This is a genomic window from Streptomyces sp. NPDC051064 (assembly GCF_044455985.1).
In the GTDB taxonomy this organism is placed as follows: Bacteria; Actinomycetota; Actinomycetes; order Streptomycetales; family Streptomycetaceae; genus Streptomyces.
On sequence record NZ_JBITFK010000006.1, the window covers coordinates 269332 to 284548 of the forward strand.

General features: G+C 70.8%; 11 protein-coding genes and 6 pseudogenes. 11 read left to right on the forward strand and 6 right to left on the reverse strand.

Going from position 1 to position 15217, the window contains the following annotated elements; genetic code table 11:
• Positions 1-60 precede the first annotated feature (60 nt).
• A pseudogene (locus tag ACIBCU_RS22645) lies at positions 61-738 on the reverse strand (SidA/IucD/PvdA family monooxygenase); the annotation flags it as partial.
• Between the two features lie 197 nt (positions 739-935).
• On the opposite strand from ACIBCU_RS22645, the pseudogene ACIBCU_RS22650 reads away from it, so the two are divergent.
• Positions 936-1043 (forward strand): annotated as a pseudogene (locus ACIBCU_RS22650) (hypothetical protein); the annotation flags it as partial.
• 45 nt (positions 1044-1088) lie between these two features.
• Here the strand turns inward: ACIBCU_RS22650 and ACIBCU_RS22655 are convergent.
• Together ACIBCU_RS22655 and ACIBCU_RS22660 are read right to left on the reverse strand one after the other, a co-directional pair.
• Positions 1089-1412 (reverse strand): annotated as a pseudogene (locus tag ACIBCU_RS22655) (transposase domain-containing protein); the annotation flags it as partial.
• 164 nt (positions 1413-1576) lie between these two features.
• A pseudogene (locus ACIBCU_RS22660) lies at positions 1577-1822 on the reverse strand (aldo/keto reductase); the annotation flags it as partial.
• A gap of 153 nt (positions 1823-1975) precedes the next feature.
• Between ACIBCU_RS22660 and ACIBCU_RS22665 the strand changes: the two are divergent.
• A pseudogene (locus tag ACIBCU_RS22665) lies at positions 1976-2080 on the forward strand (IS5/IS1182 family transposase); the annotation flags it as partial.
• Between the two features lie 211 nt (positions 2081-2291).
• On the opposite strand, the gene sigJ reads toward ACIBCU_RS22665, so the two are convergent.
• Positions 2292-3230, reverse strand: coding sequence for an RNA polymerase sigma factor SigJ (sigJ, locus tag ACIBCU_RS22670; RefSeq protein ID WP_399233440.1), 939 nt, complete (start codon positions 3228-3230; stop codon positions 2292-2294).
• Positions 3231-3378: 148 nt separating this feature from the next.
• Between sigJ and ACIBCU_RS22675 the strand changes: the two genes are divergently transcribed.
• A complete protein-coding gene (locus tag ACIBCU_RS22675; protein ID WP_399233442.1) occupies positions 3379-4479 on the forward strand; it encodes an LUD domain-containing protein in 1101 nt (366 codons plus the stop codon).
• 6 nt (positions 4480-4485) lie between these two features.
• On the opposite strand, the pseudogene ACIBCU_RS22680 reads toward ACIBCU_RS22675, so the two are convergent.
• Positions 4486-4631: pseudogene (locus tag ACIBCU_RS22680) on the reverse strand (transposase); the annotation flags it as partial.
• A gap of 379 nt (positions 4632-5010) precedes the next feature.
• Positions 5011-5952: an alpha/beta hydrolase family protein gene (locus tag ACIBCU_RS22685; protein ID WP_399233444.1), complete on the reverse strand. Its 942-nt coding sequence runs from the start codon at positions 5950-5952 to the stop codon at positions 5011-5013.
• Between the two features lie 112 nt (positions 5953-6064).
• Between ACIBCU_RS22685 and ACIBCU_RS22690 the strand changes: the two genes are divergently transcribed.
• From ACIBCU_RS22690 to ACIBCU_RS22725, 8 genes are all read left to right on the forward strand, one after another.
• Positions 6065-6655, forward strand: coding sequence for a TetR/AcrR family transcriptional regulator (locus tag ACIBCU_RS22690; RefSeq protein ID WP_362940817.1), 591 nt, complete (start codon positions 6065-6067; stop codon positions 6653-6655).
• Positions 6656-6730: 75 nt separating this feature from the next.
• Positions 6731-7429 carry an N-acyl homoserine lactonase family protein gene (locus ACIBCU_RS22695; protein WP_399233446.1) on the forward strand — a complete coding sequence of 233 codons (699 nt, stop codon included), beginning with the start codon at positions 6731-6733 and terminating at the stop codon, positions 7427-7429.
• Positions 7430-7541: 112 nt separating this feature from the next.
• On the forward strand, positions 7542-8441 hold the full coding sequence (locus tag ACIBCU_RS22700; protein ID WP_399233448.1) for an ABC transporter ATP-binding protein: 900 nt from the start codon (positions 7542-7544) through the stop codon (positions 8439-8441).
• Positions 8438-9418 carry an ABC transporter substrate-binding protein gene (locus tag ACIBCU_RS22705; protein WP_399233450.1) on the forward strand — a complete coding sequence of 327 codons (981 nt, stop codon included), beginning with the start codon at positions 8438-8440 and terminating at the stop codon, positions 9416-9418. The genes ACIBCU_RS22700 and ACIBCU_RS22705 overlap by 4 nt, the downstream gene beginning before the upstream one ends.
• Before the next feature lie 6 nt (positions 9419-9424).
• A complete protein-coding gene (locus ACIBCU_RS22710) occupies positions 9425-11491 on the forward strand; it encodes an iron ABC transporter permease (protein ID WP_399233452.1) in 2067 nt (688 codons plus the stop codon).
• 168 nt (positions 11492-11659) lie between these two features.
• Positions 11660-12007 (forward strand): VOC family protein, encoded by a 348-nt coding sequence (locus tag ACIBCU_RS22715; RefSeq protein ID WP_362941095.1) that lies wholly within the window; start codon positions 11660-11662, stop codon positions 12005-12007.
• Positions 12008-12183: 176 nt separating this feature from the next.
• Positions 12184-13638 carry a glycosyltransferase gene (locus ACIBCU_RS22720; RefSeq protein ID WP_399233455.1) on the forward strand — a complete coding sequence of 485 codons (1455 nt, stop codon included), beginning with the start codon at positions 12184-12186 and terminating at the stop codon, positions 13636-13638.
• Positions 13639-13644: 6 nt separating this feature from the next.
• Positions 13645-15177, forward strand: coding sequence for a DUF6056 family protein (locus ACIBCU_RS22725; protein ID WP_399233457.1), 1533 nt, complete (start codon positions 13645-13647; stop codon positions 15175-15177).
• Positions 15178-15217: the final 40 nt, after the last annotated feature.

Here is a 15217-nt window from a genome sequence, read left to right on the forward strand (position 1 = left end):
CCGGGAGGCGAATCCGTGCGGTCGAGCAGGCGGTGCCCTCCGCGACCAGCCGGACCTCGCCTCCTCGACGGCGGCGAGCCGGGAGACGTTGAGGAAGCGCAGCCGCTCGGTGCCGAGGACCTTCTCCTGGTACGTCTTCCGGTACAGGTCGTCGATCAGGTCGATGTCCACCACGGAGTAGTGGGTGTTGCCGTGGTAGTCCGTCACCCTGCGCTTGACGCTTCCGGGTGCGGCGAAGTACTCGTCGACGGCCCCGGGGCCGAAGATCCGGTTGGCGAAACTGCTGTGGTCGGCGGGGGTGTAGCCGTAGCGCGAGAAGACCGCGCGGACCTCGGCCTCCGGGAAGCGGCGGTGCAGGCAGGCGACGTTCTCGGCCGCGCTCCGCCCGGCGCCCACGACGACGAACCGGGAGGGCGAGGTGCCCTTCAGGCCGTCCGCCTTCGCCGGCAGGTCGGAGTTGTGCCGGACACGGTCACCGCGCTCCACCCCTTCGGGGTTCCGGAGCGTCACCAGGTCCTTGAGGAAGGACACCTGCATGGTCGCGTCGTCGATCAGCATCCCGCGGTGCCAGCCGAAGCGCGGCTGCTGTTCGAAGAAGCGGGCGGTGACCGGCTCGTGCGCGCCCGCCCCCGCGTTGTGCTCGGCGATGGCGATCGCCATGGCCCCGTTGGACGGTCCGAAACCGATGCCGATGAGGCCGTGGACCTGTGGTGCGTCGCCAGGCCGAACCTGCGACATGTCACTCCCATCGTGCGGGGAAGCCGCCCGGAGGCGCGGGGTGCCGAGGGCCGGGCACACCGAACGGAGCGGCCCGCCGCAATTTAGGTGAGCCTAAGCTCATCTTCGGGAGCTGTCGATAGCGCACGGCATGGGACCGAACGCCGACCCCGTCGACGAACACCCCATGAGAGGGCGACCCGGAGATCTGGGTCGTCATGGACTCCGGCTACGACATCGCCTTCCTCTCCCACGCCCTGGCAGACCTGCCCGTAGTCCTGGTCGGACGCCTGCGCTCGGACCTCGTGATGCTCCGCGACGCCGGGCCGGTCCCATGCGGCCCGAAGGGCGGACGGCCGCTGCCGCAGCGGAGCCACTCCCAACCGCGACCTGGCTTTCCAGATCGCCGCCGTACTCGGCGCCACCCACGACGCACGCCAGCGTCGCGCACCCTGCAGACCCGCGGTCAGCAGTTGGGTGACCTCCTCGTAGCTCTGCCCCGAGAACAGGCACATCGCCAAGACGAAGTAGACCACCAGCCGGGCCGGCAACAGCCGGTTCCGCTGCTGTACCCGGCCCGTCTCCGCCCACACCTCATCCACAAGCCCCGGAGGAAACGCCTGCGTCAGCACCCCGACCGCAACCCGGTCCGACAGACGCTCCCCAGATGACTTCAGCCGACCCGCTCTCGGCACACCACCAACAACAACCAGATTGCACCTAAGTTACCGGTATTGAGGCTAACGGCCGATCTTGTCCAGCTCGGCAAGTTCCTCGTCGAAGAGCGAGAGTCCCGCGCCGGCGACGTTCTCGCGCAGGTGCTCCGCTGAGGAAGTGCCGGGAATCAGCAGGATTTTTGGCGACGCCCGTAGGCATCGCTTGTGTCGATATGGGTGATGCCGAGATCGACGGCCTCGCGCAGGACGCCGAGTGCCCTGTCATGGTCGGCAGGCGGTCCCATGACCCCGGGGCCGGCGAGCTGCATAGCGCCGTAGCCGAATCTGGTGACGGTCAGGTCACCCAGGGTCCAGGTGCCGATGGCAACGACGACGGATGCCCAGGGCCGGCAGACGTCCGGCGCCGCCCACCTTCGACGGCCAGCCATCCTGACAAGCGGCGGGCCCGCGTGCACGAACGCCGCAGCGCCGTCACATCTGGTCGACATTCACGATCCGGTTGATCGTCAGCTGCCTCCGAAAGCCGTCGGCAAACGCTGTTTCTCAGAGATCAACGAAGCCACCGCGCCGCAGCGCGTGACGTTGCCGATGACCGTCGGACGCTGCAGGGTGTGTTATTCGTCCTCTACACCGGTATCCAGTGGGAGTTCCTGGCGCAGGAACTGGGTTTCGATTCCGGCTCGACGGCGTCCCAGACGACCAGCTCGCCGCTTATATGACAACCACGCCCGTCTCACGCCGGGCGCGGCGCTCATACCAGGTCGTCTGCGGATGCTCGTCCGTGCGGCCAGGCGAAGTAACTCCCCCGCGATCGGAGGCCGCTGATCGAGCACAAAGCCCTTTCGCCCCGGAACCCCCTCGGTTCCGGGGCCCACCGCCGCCTGCCCATGAGGACGGTCACGACAGCTGCCATGGGCGGAGCTTGTCCGGGTTGCGCACCGCCCAGATGTGCGTGATCCGGTCGTCGTCGGCAACTTCGAACGCGAACACCGTCTCGATCCGGCCCTCGGACTCGACCACCAGGCCCAGCAGCCCGTTGACCGTGCGCTCGAGGATCGTGCGGGGCGGCGCGAACCGGGCGATCTTGAGGTAGAGATGGACGATCTGCTCCGCGCCCTCGGTCGGGAGCAGGTGGGCGATGGCGCGGCCACCGCCATCGGAGATTGCGGTGGCGTCCGGATCGAGGAGGCTGAGCAGGGTTTCGATGTCCTGCGCCTCCCAGGCTGCCTTGAATCGCCGGACGACGCTCGCCTGCCGGGCCGCGTTCGGGCTCGCCTCGACTCGCGCTGCGGCGATGCGGCGGCGGGCCGAGGACGCCAACTGACGGCACGCCGCCGGGCTGCGGCCGACGATCTCGGCTACCTCGGCGAACGGGTAGCGGAAGACGTCATGCAGCACGAACGCGACGCGCTCGGCCGGGGTCATCGACTCGAACACGACCAGGAAGGCCATGGTCACCGACTCGTCGAGGGTGATCCGGTCCGCCGGGTCCACGGCGCCGCCCGCCGCCCCGGCCATCCACTCGGCCGAGTCGGGGAGCGGCTCCGGGATCCATTCTCCGACGTAGGTCTCCCGCCGGGTGCGCGCCGAACCGAGCAGGTTCAGACAGATGCGGCTGGAGACCTTCGTCATCCAGGCGCCCGGAGACTCGACAGCCTCCTGCTGCGCCCGGGACATCGCGTACCAGCGTGTGTAGGTCTCCTGGACAGCGTCCTCCGCGTCGGCCAGGGACCCGAGCAGCCGGTAGGCGAGACTGAGCAGTTGCCGCCGCTCGCTCATCATCGTGCTCAGGCCCGGATCGCTCTGATCGTCGCCGGGCTCGGCTCTGGTGGTCATGGTCGGGCGTCTCCCTCGCTCGCTTCTGTGCCTCTACCCATTACGACAAGTCAGCGCACCGGAATGTGAGGCCGACGCGCCGCCTCACATTCCGTAGGGCTGCGTTGTCGTAACGGTGAGGACGACAACACGACGGGGAGGAACTCCGATGAACGACTTCCAGGCCATCGCGGATCGCGTCGAGATCGAGGCACTGCGCGGCGAGTTCACCGACGCGGCGATGATGCGCGACCGACCCCGCCTGGCGTCGCTGTTCACACCGGACGGTGCCCTGCGCATGCCCAACATCCCCGCCGAGCAGGTCGGCCGCGAGGAGATCCGTGCCGGGGGCGAGCGGCTGCAGAGCCAGTGGGACTTCTTCGTACAGACCACACACCCCGGCACGATCCTGCTCGACGGCGACACCGCGAGCGGCCGCGCCTACATCCAAGAACTCGCGCGCACCCTCGACGGACGCCAGGGCCTGAACTACGCCGTCTACCACGACCGCTACCAGCGCACCACGGAGGGCTGGAAGTTCGCCGAGCGGGTGTACGAGGTCAGGTACCTCGACACCTCCCCGCTAGCGGGCGCGGCGCCTCACGCGGCGCAGAGCTCCGGGACCAACCCAGCAGACGTCACAGCCACCCCGGCTCCGGCCACATCCTTCGCCTGCCCGGCATCGGCCGAACGACTGGAACGGGTAGCCGCCGCGCTGCGTGCCAACGGCTTCGCCGCCGAGATCCTCGACGACGCCGCGGCCGCGTGCGCCCGCATCAAGGACCTGGTCCCTGAGGGAGCCAGCGTGCTCACCGGAGCCAGCGAGACCCTCCGACTGTCCGGCATCGACGAGGACATCAACGCTGGCGGCCGGTACGACGCCATCAGGCCACGCGTCCTGGCCATCGACCGTGCCACCGGCGCGGACGAGATCCGAAGGCTGGTCGCCAGCCCCGAATTCGTCGTCAACAGCGTCGCCGCGGTCACCGAGACCGGCTCGCTCGTTCTTGCCTCGGGCAGCGGCAGCCAACTCCCCGCCAACGCGGGTGGCGCCGCCCACGCGGTCTGGATCGTCGGCGCGCAGAAGGTGGTGCCTGACCTGAGCACAGCGCTGCGCCGCGTCGAGGAGCACGCCCTCCCGCTGGAGAACGCCCGCGCCCAGGCGGTGTACGGGATGCCCAGCGCCGTCAACCGCCTGCTCATCCTCAACGCGGAGCCCCGCCCAGGGCGCGGCACCGTGCTGCTTCTCCAAGAGGCCATCGGACACTGACCTGCCCAGGGTCCGTTGGACAGCACGCGGCAGCGGCACTGAGGCCAGGGCCCTTGCAGCCGGCCGGCATCGATCCGGCCGCGGGCCACCGCCGCGTAGAGCCCGCCAAGGCCACGTCGGTGTTCGCCCACCAGCGACAGTTCGGCCAGCGACGGCTGTTGCACACCAAGGCAAGCCTCGTTCCACTGAGCTGCCGTCAGTCCCTGCGCCGAGGAGGATCGATGCGGGTCGTCATGTTCGTCGGCCCGGTCACCATCGGCGCACCCGGCCTGATCGCGTCAGGACGGACGGGGTTCGCCCGGCAGGGCCGCTGCCAGGCGACCTTCTCCCCCAAGCGGGCCCCGAGGACATCCGCATCGACTGGACCTGGCCCGCGGAGGACCTCCAACACCTGGTCCACGGTGTGGCCGTCACACGCGTACGCACCGAGGACGGCCGGGAAGCGCCCGCGACGGAGTAGTTCACCATCATGGGCGGGTACCTGACGGGCCGCCCCTGACGTCACGCTGCCCGCCGACGGCCGTGCGCCCCTCAGAAGGACTTCGACTCGATCCGGCCTATGGGATCGGCGCTCTCCGACAGAGCCTTCCGCACCGCCGCCCAGCTCGCATGCTCGATGTCGAGCGCGTGACGGAGGTAGGCCCATGTGACCCGCTGGATCAGGGAGACGCGTCCGGGCTCCTCGTCCGTCGTCTCCCTGGCCTCGTATCCGGTGATCCCGCCGAGCGAGTGCTCACCCCCGAACAGGGTGAGCAGGCTCTTCTCCCCCGGGCTCAGGAAGTAGGGGTCGGCAAGCCACTCCGGTCCCCTGACGGACAGGGGGAGGTCGTCCTGATCGCCCGCGACCACCAGGGTCGGCGTGATCATGTTCGCGAAGCTCGGATTCATGAACGGGAAGCGCTCGGCCGCGAACGGCGTCAGGTCGTCGCCGCCCTTTCCGGCGGTGGCGAGGAGCACCCCCGCTCCGATCCGCGCGTCAAACAGGTCCTCCTCCTGCTTGCTCACCGGGTCGAGGACGCGCAGGCCCAGCAGATTGCCCGCCGTCTGGCCGCCGAAGGAGTGGCCCGCCGCGGCGATCCGGCTGCGGTCGAGGCGGCCACCCAGGCCGGGCACGGCGGCCTCCAGCACGTCGAGCCGGTCGAGGACGCGCTTCATGTCCTCGACACGGAATCGCCAGAGCCGCGGCGTGCGGGGATCGTCCTGGGACAGGCCGACCGTCCTGGAGTCGAGGTGGGTGGGCTGGATCACCACGAAACCGTGAGCGGCCCAGAAGTCGGTCAAGGGGCCGTAGCCGTCAAGTGACGAACCGAAGCCGTGGGCGAAGACGATGACCGGCAGTGCGCTGCCTGTCGCCGGCGCCGAGACCCTCACCCGCAGATCTTCACCCCGCCCCGGCGCTTCCAGCACCACCGGCTTCACCGAGATGACGGGTGTGGACACGTCGGCGGCCGTCGCCATTTCTGAAGCAGCCATGGAATGGTCTTCCTTCGATCGGATCTGCCATCATAGAAAACGGGACAGCGTCCCGGATAAAACATACGGGACACTGTCCCGTTTAGCGAGCGACAGCGAAGGAGCCGGCGCGGTGGGCGGCAGCCAGCAGGGCACCAGTGATGCGTCCAAGCCGAAGCGGGCGGACGCGCGACGCAACGAGGGGGTCCTGCTCGACGCGGCCGCGGCGGTCTTCGTCACCTCGGGCGTGGAGGCGCCGATCCGCGACATCGCCACCGAGGCAGGCGTGGGGACAGCCACGATCTACCGCCACTTCCCTACGCGGGCGGACCTCATCGTCGCCGTGTACCGCCACCAGGTCGAGGCGCTCGCCGAGGCGGGCCCCTCCCTCCTCGCCACGGGCCCGTCCTCGTACGACGCGCTCGGGCGATGGATCGACCTCTTCGTGGATTTCGTGGTCACGAAACAGGGACTGGCCACCGTGCTGCAGTCCGACGACCCCTGCTTCGACCCCCTGCACTCCTACTTCGTCGAGCGGCTCGTACCCGTGTGCGGCCAACTGCTCGACGCGGCGGCCGCTTCGGGTGAGATCCGTCCGGGCATGGACGCCTACTCGCTCATGCGTGGTGTCGGGGGTCTCTGCGCGGGCGCCGGAGGCAACCGCGGCTACGACGCACGTCAACTGGTCGAGCTCCTCGTGGCGGGGCTGCGACAAGCGGCCTGACACCGCGTTCGGCTGACGGCAGATCCGGGCGACGGGCCTGCCGCAGCGTGCCAGGATGGCTCGATGGGGCAGAACATGACTGTGCGTCGGCTGGACCTGGGCTACTTCGTGCGACCCGCTCCGGAGACGGGCGGACCACAGCCTCGGGTCGAGCCGGTGCTCGCCTATCTCGTCCGGCACCCCCAGGGACAGATCCTCTTCGACACCGGGATCGGATTCGCCGACCCCGGGACGGAAGCCCACTACCGCCCCCGGCGCCGTGCGCTGCGGGACGCCCTGGCGGCGGCCGGCACCACCCTCGGGGACATCTCCCTGGTCGTGAACTGCCATCTGCACTTCGACCACTGCGGAGGCAATCCCCTCCTGGCAGGCACACCCGTCCTCGTCCAGGACGTCGAGCTGGCCGCCGCCCGACAGGGTGACCACACCGTCGAAGAACTTGTCGACTTCCCCGGCGCGGCCTACGAGGAGCTGTCCGGTGAAGCCGAGGTCCTGCCGGGCGTCCGGATCCTCCCGACGCCCGGTCACACCCCCGGACACCAGTCGCTCGTCCTACGACAGAGCGACGGCACCGTGGTCCTCGCCGGGCAGGCCCATGACTTCGCGTCCCACTTCGCCTCGGACCAACTGGCCCGCCAGGCCGCGCTCGACGGGGTGGAACAGCCACTGCCCGCCTACCGGCCCTGGCTGGAGCGGCTTGCCGCCTTCGACCCGCGCCGCGTGCTCTTCGCCCACGACTCCTCGGTCTGGGAGCCGCCGCAGGGCACCCCCTGAAGGCTCGCACCCGCGTGGGCCGAGCGGCCCGCGGGAGCCGCCCGGTCCGATGGCTCTGCGTAACGGGAGGGGGCGGTCAGCTTCCACATAAGGGCAGGCTAACCTAAGCTGCATGAGAGCTGGTGAGAGCACTTCCCGCGCTGTGGATGCCCCCATGGCTACCGGTCTGCCGCGTGCGCGTGGTCACGGACTGTCCGCCGACGGGGTGACCGTGGCGTACGGGCGGGTCGACGTCGTACACGAGGCGGCCATCGCCCTGCGGCCCGCAGAGGTGACCGCACTCGTGGGCCCCAACGGCAGTGGGAAGTCGACGCTGTTGCGCACGCTCGCCCGGCTTCAGACCGCCCGCGCCGGCTCGCTCACGGTGGGCCCGGGCACGGACGGGGCCACGGACGGCTTCGCGCTCGGGGCCCGCGAGTTCGCGCGTCGCGTCGCGCTCCTGACGCAGTCCCGGTCGACGCCGGGCGGCCTCACCGTCCGGGACGTGGTCGACTTCGGCCGCTACCCCCACCGGGGCCGCTGGGGCCGCCCCGATCCCCGCGGCACCGCCGCGGTGGACCGGGCCCTCGGCCTCACCGGGGTGGAGGACCTCGCCGGGCGGGGCGTCGAACAGCTCTCCGGCGGGCAGCTCCAACGTGTGTGGCTGGCGAGCTGTCTCGCACAGGAGACGGATGTCCTGCTCCTGGACGAACCGACCACCTATCTCGATCTCCGCTATCAGGTCGAACTCCTCGACCTGATCCGCGATCTCGCCGATGCCCACGGCATCGCCGTGGGCGTCGTCCTCCACGACCTCGACCAGGCCGCGGCGGTCGCCGACCGCGTAGCTCTGCTGCAGGCGGGACGCATCGTCGCCGACGGTGTGCCCGAGGACGTGTTCACGCCGGAACTCCTGTCGGACGTCTACGGCATACGCATCGACGTGGACACCGATCCCTCGACCGGCCGGCTCCGCACCCGCGCGATCGGCCGCCACCATTCCAGAACCGAAAGGCTCAGCACCTCCTCATGAGACGCCGCATCCTCGCCACGGCCACCGTCGCCGTCGCCGCCCTGTCCCTGGCCGCCTGCGGAACCACGGAGCCCTCCTCCGACGACCCCGCGGCTTCGGCCGAGCCCGCCGGGAAGATCACCCTCACCGACGCCAAGGGCACGAAGGTGACCCTCGACGGCCCCGCCACGAAGGTCGTCGCCACCGAGTGGAACGTGGTCGAGGACCTGGTCACCCTCGGAGTCGCCCCCGTGGGCGTCGCCGATGTGAAGGGCTACACCGCGTGGAACACCGCGGCCCCGCTCACCGGCGACCCGAAGGACATCGGCACCCGCGGCGAGCCGAGCATCGACACCGTCGCGGCCCTCGCACCCGACCTCGTGGTCGCCACCAGCGACCTCGCGCCGGCGGTGGTGAAGCAGCTCCGTCAGGTCGCACCCGTCCTGGAGGTCACGTCCGCCGACGCCGCCGACCAGATCGGCACGATGACGGAGGGCCTCGACCTCATCGCGAAGGCCACCGGCAAGGAGGACCGGGCGGACGTCGTCAAGAAGGACTTCGAAGCGAGCCTCGCCGAGGGCAGGAAGGCCCTCGCGGACGCCGGCCTCGGCGGCGCCGAGATCGCCTCGGCGGACGGCTACGTCGCGTCGAACCAGGTCTCCGTCCGCGCCTTCACCGGCGGTTCCCTCCTCGGCGCGGTCAACGAGCGTCTCGGTCTGAAAAACGCCTGGACCGTGAAGGGGGACAAGAGCTACGGCCTCGCCACCACCGACGTCGAAGGGCTCACCGGCCTCGGCGACGTCCAGTTCTCGTACATCGCGAACGACGTCGACGGCGACGCGTTGGCCGGCAGCCTCGCGAAGAACGCCGTGTGGAAGTCGCTCCCCTTCGTGAAGGACGGCAACGTGCACCGTCTGCCCGACGGCGTCTGGATGTTCGGCGGCCCCCGCTCGATGGAGGCGTACGCCGACTCCCTCGTCGACGCGCTGACGAAGTAGCGCGCCGTGGCCGTCATCGACAGGACCGCGGTGGGCCGTGACCGCTCCACCGCGGCCACGACGGGCGCGGTCGCCGTGGCGGCCACGCTCGTGCTGCTGGTCACCGTCCTCGCCGCCGTCGACATCACCCAGGGCACCGCCGATGTCGGGGCGTCGGAGGTCTGGAACGCGATCGTCGGAAAGGCCGAGGCGGGGGACGCCTCCGTGGTGGTCGCCTCCCGGCTGCCGAGGATGGTGGCAGCCGTCCTCATCGGAATGGCACTCGGCATGGCCGGCTCCGCCCTCCAGGCGGTCAGCCGGAACGTCCTCGCCTCACCCGACACCCTCGCCGTGAACGCCGGCTCCTACCTGGCGCTCGGGGTGCTCGCCGTCACCGGCACCACCCTCCCGCTCCTCGCCTCGTCCGGCGCCGCGTTCGTCGGCGGGCTCGCCGCCGCGGCCGTCGTGCTGGGGCTGTCCGGGCTCGGCAAGGGCACCGTCCGTCTGGTCCTCGCGGGCAGCGCGCTCGCGCTGGGACTGAACGCGGTGACCGAAGCGCTGCTCCTGCTGTTCCCCCAGCAGACCGAGGGGCTCTACCGGTGGAACCAGGGAAGCGTCGGCCAGAACGGCTTCGACGGCGTCCTCCAGATGGCCCCGGTCATCGGCGTCGGACTCGTCGGGCTGATGCTCGTCGCCCGACGCGTCGACGCCCTGGCCCTGGGCGACGACACCGCCCGTGGACTGGGCGTGCCCGTCCGTGGCACCCGGGTCACCACGGTCGTGCTCGCCACCCTGCTCTCCGCGGCAGCGGTCACGCTCGCGGGCCCGATCGGTTTCATCGGCCTCTGCGCACCCGCGCTCGTACGCCCTCTCACCCGGCGCTTCCGGGGGCTCGTCCGCTCCCGGGTGAGCCTGCCCGTGGCGGGGCTCGTGGGCGCCGCGCTCGTGCTGAGCTCGGACGTACTGCTGCGCGCGCTCGTGCCCGCCGACACCGCCGTCGAGGTGCCGACCGGCGTCGTCACGACCGTGGTCGGTGGCGTGTTCCTCGTCGTCATGGCGCTCCGTACCCGTGACACCGCGGCCGCGGACGCGCCGGACCGGCTGCGGATCCCCGGACGGACCGCGTTCCTGGTGACCGTGGCCGTGCTCGCCGTCATCCTCGTGGGCGTGCTGGTGGCAGCGGTACTCCTCGGCGACTCGAAGCTGCTGCTCGGCGATGTCGTGAACTGGGCGCAGGGCAGGGCGGGCCGTGTCGTCACGTTCGTCCTCGACACCCGGGTGCCCCGGGTGACGGCAGCGCTCCTCGCGGGTGCCGCGTTGGCCCTGTCCGGCACCCTGGTGCAGGCCGTGACCCGCAATCCGCTCGCGGAACCGGGCGTCCTGGGAGTCTCCGGAGGCGCCGGTCTCGGCGCCGTCCTGCTGGTGACCACCGCGCAGTCCCCCGGTTCGTGGGAGGTTGCGGGAGCGGCGTTCGGCGGAGCCGCCGTCACCGCGTCGCTCGTCTTCGGGCTGGCCGCACGGGGCGGTTTCCGGCAGAACAGGCTGGTGCTGCTCGGCATTGGGGTGTCCTCCGCCGCGGCGGCGCTGATCAGCCTGATCATCGTGCTCAGCGACCCGTTCGACACGACGAAGGCCCTCATCTGGCTGTCCGGTTCGACGTACGGGCGGAACATGCCCGATGCGCTGCCTGTGGCCGTCGTGCTCGTCGTCGGCATCGTCCTGGCGGTGGTACGCCGAAGGGAACTGGACCTCGTCGCGCTCGACGAGGACACCCCGAGACTTCTGGGCCTCGGTCTCCCCCGGGCACGTCTCGGCTTCCTCGTGGTCGCCGTCCTGTTGAGCGCCTCCGCCGTCGCGGCCGCGGGCACGATCGGCTTCGTCGGACTGGTCGCCCCGCACGCGGCGCGCGCCCTCGTCGGCCGACGGCACGTGCGGGTGGTCCCGGTCTCGCTCCTCCTCGGTGCGGTGCTGGTCTGCCTGGCGGATCTGGTCGGGCGCACGGTGATCGCCCCGGCCCAGCTCGGGGCCGGTCTGATGACGGCCGTCATCGGTGCTCCGTACTTCCTGTACCTGCTGGTCCGCACGCGACGCTGAGACCGCGCGGTGCGGGCTCCGGCCGGCGACCGGAGCCGCACCGCCGACCGTCCACCGCCGCGCCCGCGGGCGAGGTGCGGCTGATGCGGACGCAGAAGGGTGCGGCCCGGCACCCTTCTGGACAGAATCAGAGGCACATCCGCCTTCGTCCGTCAGCAGGAGTCCACCGTGTCCATCCGCCGCGTCGTGCCGGACATCCGTTCAGAGGCCATGGAGGAGAGCCGGGGGTTCTACGAACTCCTGGGGTTCGAGGAGGTCATGAACCTGGGCTGGGTCATGACGCTCGCCTCTCCTTCCAACCCCACGGCACAGATCACCTTCATGAGCCACGACAAGGCGGCACCGGTGGTGCCCGACGTGAGCGTGGAGGTGGACGACGTGGACGCGGCCTACGCGGTGATGCGGGCGAACGGCGCCGAGATCGTGCATCCCCTGCAGGACGAGGAGTGGGGTGTGCGCCGGTTCTTCGTCCGTGACCCCAACGGCCGCGTCGTCAATGTCGTGGGCCACCGGTGATCCGGCCGCCGGGCGCCCCGTACCTCGCCTGACCATGCGCCGTTCGTGCGAAAGAGGCCGACGGCTCGCGCGTCCGGAGCGGTAGGAGGAGGACTTCTCCGCCGGATGCGCGACTGTTGCGGGGCGGAGCGCGCCGAACCCGCCGCTCCGGGTCCCCGCACGTCCGGAGGTGTCGCGTGACCGGCCTTCAGCTGTCGGTCGTCGTGCCCTGCTTCGACGAGGCCGAGGGCATCGGTTCCTTCCACGCGGCGCTGATCGCCGTCCTGGAAGGACTCGAGGAGACCTTCGAGATCTGTTACGTGGACGACGGCAGCAACGACCGCACACGGCTGCTGCTCAACGCGTTCGCCGCCCAGGACGAGCGGACCCGCTACACGGCGTTCAGCCGGAACTTCGGCAAGGAGGCAGCCATGCTGGCCGGGCTCCGCATGTCGCGGGGCGCCGCCGTGGTGATCATGGACGCCGACCTCCAGCACCCGCCCGAGCTCATCCCCCGGATGCTCGAACTGCACCGGCACGGTTACGACCAGGTCATCCCACGTCGTGACCGCTCGGGCGAGGGCATGGTGCGCAGCACACTCAGCCACGCCTACTACGCGGTCGTGCGCCGCTGTGTGGACGTGGAGCTCCTCGACGGGACGGGAGACTTCCGGCTGCTGTCGCGGCGGGCGGTGGAGAGCGTCCTGTCCATGCCGGAGAGCAATCGCTTCTCGAAGGGGATCTTCTCCTGGATCGGCTTCGACACCGTCAGCTTCCGCTACCGGAACAGCGAACGCGTGGCAGGCCGCTCGAAATGGGGCAGCCGGCGGCTGCTGAACTACGGCATCGACGGACTCCTGTCCTTCAACAACCGCCCGCTCCGCCTGGCCATCTACACCGGCTTCTGGGTCTTTCTCTCGGCCCTGGCCTACGCGGTGTGGACGGTGGTGACCGTGGTACTGCACGGCGCGGACACACCGGGCTATGCCACGCTGCTCACCGCGGTGGTGGCCCTCAGCGGTATCCAGCTGGTGACCCTCGGAGTCATCGGCGAGTACGTGGGGCGCATCTATCACGAGGCGAAGCACCGGCCGCCCTATGTGGTGCGCGAGACCGACGAGAGCTGTCCGGAGCCGTCGGACCGCCCTCCGCCCGACGTGACCGCGCCCGCCTCCCCCCGGGGCCGCACCGCGCGCCAGTTCGCCAGCTTCGTCCTGGTGGGATGCGTGAACACAGCTGTCTATCTGGGTGTCTACGCCGTCCTGAACCGCTGGATCCCCTACCTGGTCGCCCATGTCCTCGGATACGCGGTCAGTATCGTGTGCTCGTTCCTGCTCAACTCCTACGTCACCTGCCGTACGAAGCCGACGTGGCGCGCCTTCGTGCGCTATCCCGTGTCGAGCCTGGTGAACCTCGTGGCTTCGGGCGCTCTGCTCTACGGGGCGGTCAGCGGCCTCGGCATGGACAAGAACGTGGCCGCGCTCGTCGCCGGTGTCCTCGTCACCCCGGTCTCCTTCCTGCTGGCCCGGTGGGCGATCATGTCGGGCCGCCGCGAGGCCCCCGCCCCGGCCGGGCGGTCCACGCAGCAGTCCGAGCCGCCCGCGGGCACGCCGGTCCCCGACCTCCCCCTCCGCGCCTCCGAGGACCGGTGAGCGGGAATGTCCGACAGCACACCGGAGTCCGCGGCCCCTGACCGGCCGGACGCCACGGTGCACGACCCTCGAGGTCTGCCCCGGCGTCCGCAGCACGGCTCCCGGCCACGCTCGCGGGCCTCGCTCTGGCTGACCGCCCTCTCACTCCCGCCCCTGGCCCTGCTCGCCGCGGCAGCGTGGTTCGGGCGGTCGGTCCGGCCCGGCGCGGACGACTGGTGCTTCCTGCCCACGGTGCGGGACCACGGCGTCACCGGCCTCATCGGCCGGTTCTACTTCGACGACAACGGGCGGGTCGCCAACGCCGTACTGGTCGGCGCCTACGCGAAGTTCCAGGTCGCGGGCCACCAGTGGTTCGGCCTGGTCACCGGTGTGCTGACACTGGCGGTGCTGTGGGCTGCGGCGGTCCTCGCGCTGCGGCGTCTCCGGCTCGCCGTGCCGCGCGGACTGCCGCTGCTGGTCGCGGCCATGACGACCGCGCTCTTCCTGTTCGTCACGCCCAACACGTACAAGACGTTCTACTGGCCGGCCGCGTCCGTCTCGCACACGATGCCACCGGTGCTGGCCACTGCAGCGCTGCTCCCGTTCCTGGTGGCCCGCTCGCCCCGTGGCAGGGGTGCGGCTCTCGCCGTGGCCCTCGTCGCCGGCCTGGTCATCGGTACCCTCTCGGAGGAGACCGCGATCGTCGTGGCGGTGCTGCTGGTCACCGTCCTCGTCCTCAGCGGCCGTGCTGCCGCCGGCCCCTTCCGGCGCTTCCTCCGCCTCTGGTGCGCGGCGGGCGTCACCGGGGTCGCCGCCGGGGCCCTCGTGCTGATCACCTCACCCGGCTCGAACGCCCGGCGTGACCGGTTCGGAGCGGGCACGACGTCCATGGTCGCGCCGGAGTCGCTCGCCGCCTCGTCGCGCGGATTCGCGGAGATCGCGCTGACCGTGGCCACCACATGGCAGTACGTCGGGGCGGTCGCGGTGGGGGTGCTCCTGGGACTGTTGTGCCGTCGCCCGGACGGGAGTCCGCCCCACCCGCCCGCCCACCGGCTTCTGACGGGCTGTGCGGCGGTGGGCGCGCTCCTCGTGTCCGGCTTCCTCTGCACGGTCGTGACCTATCCGGTGTTCCAGGACCGGGTGAGCGATCCGAGCGCCAACCGGCTCTGGAACGACTACCTGTTGGTCTACGTGGCCCTGCTCGTCGCTGCCGGTGCGCTCCTGGGGCTGGCGGCCCGGCAGCGTGCGCGGAGGACCGGCCCCCTTCAGGCGGCGTGCGCGGTGCTCTGCGTCCTGGTCTGCTTCGCGCCGGCCGTCGCACTGCTCGACCTCGACACGAACATGCGTGCTCGGGCCGCGGAGTGGGATGCCCAGGACCGGCGGCTGCGCGAGGGGGCGAGCGCCGGCGCCAGGGTCCTCCCGTACGAGCGACTCGTGATCAGTCAGATGCTGGAGCCGTTCAGCCGACGGGGGCGCTCGTACTGGCCCGGAGGGTGCGTCGCCGACTACTACCGGCTCGACCGCGTCACCGACGCCACCCGGTCCCCCGGCCCCGGGTAGGACGGGCACCGTTCCGGGCACGGGCCCTAAGCATGGTGCT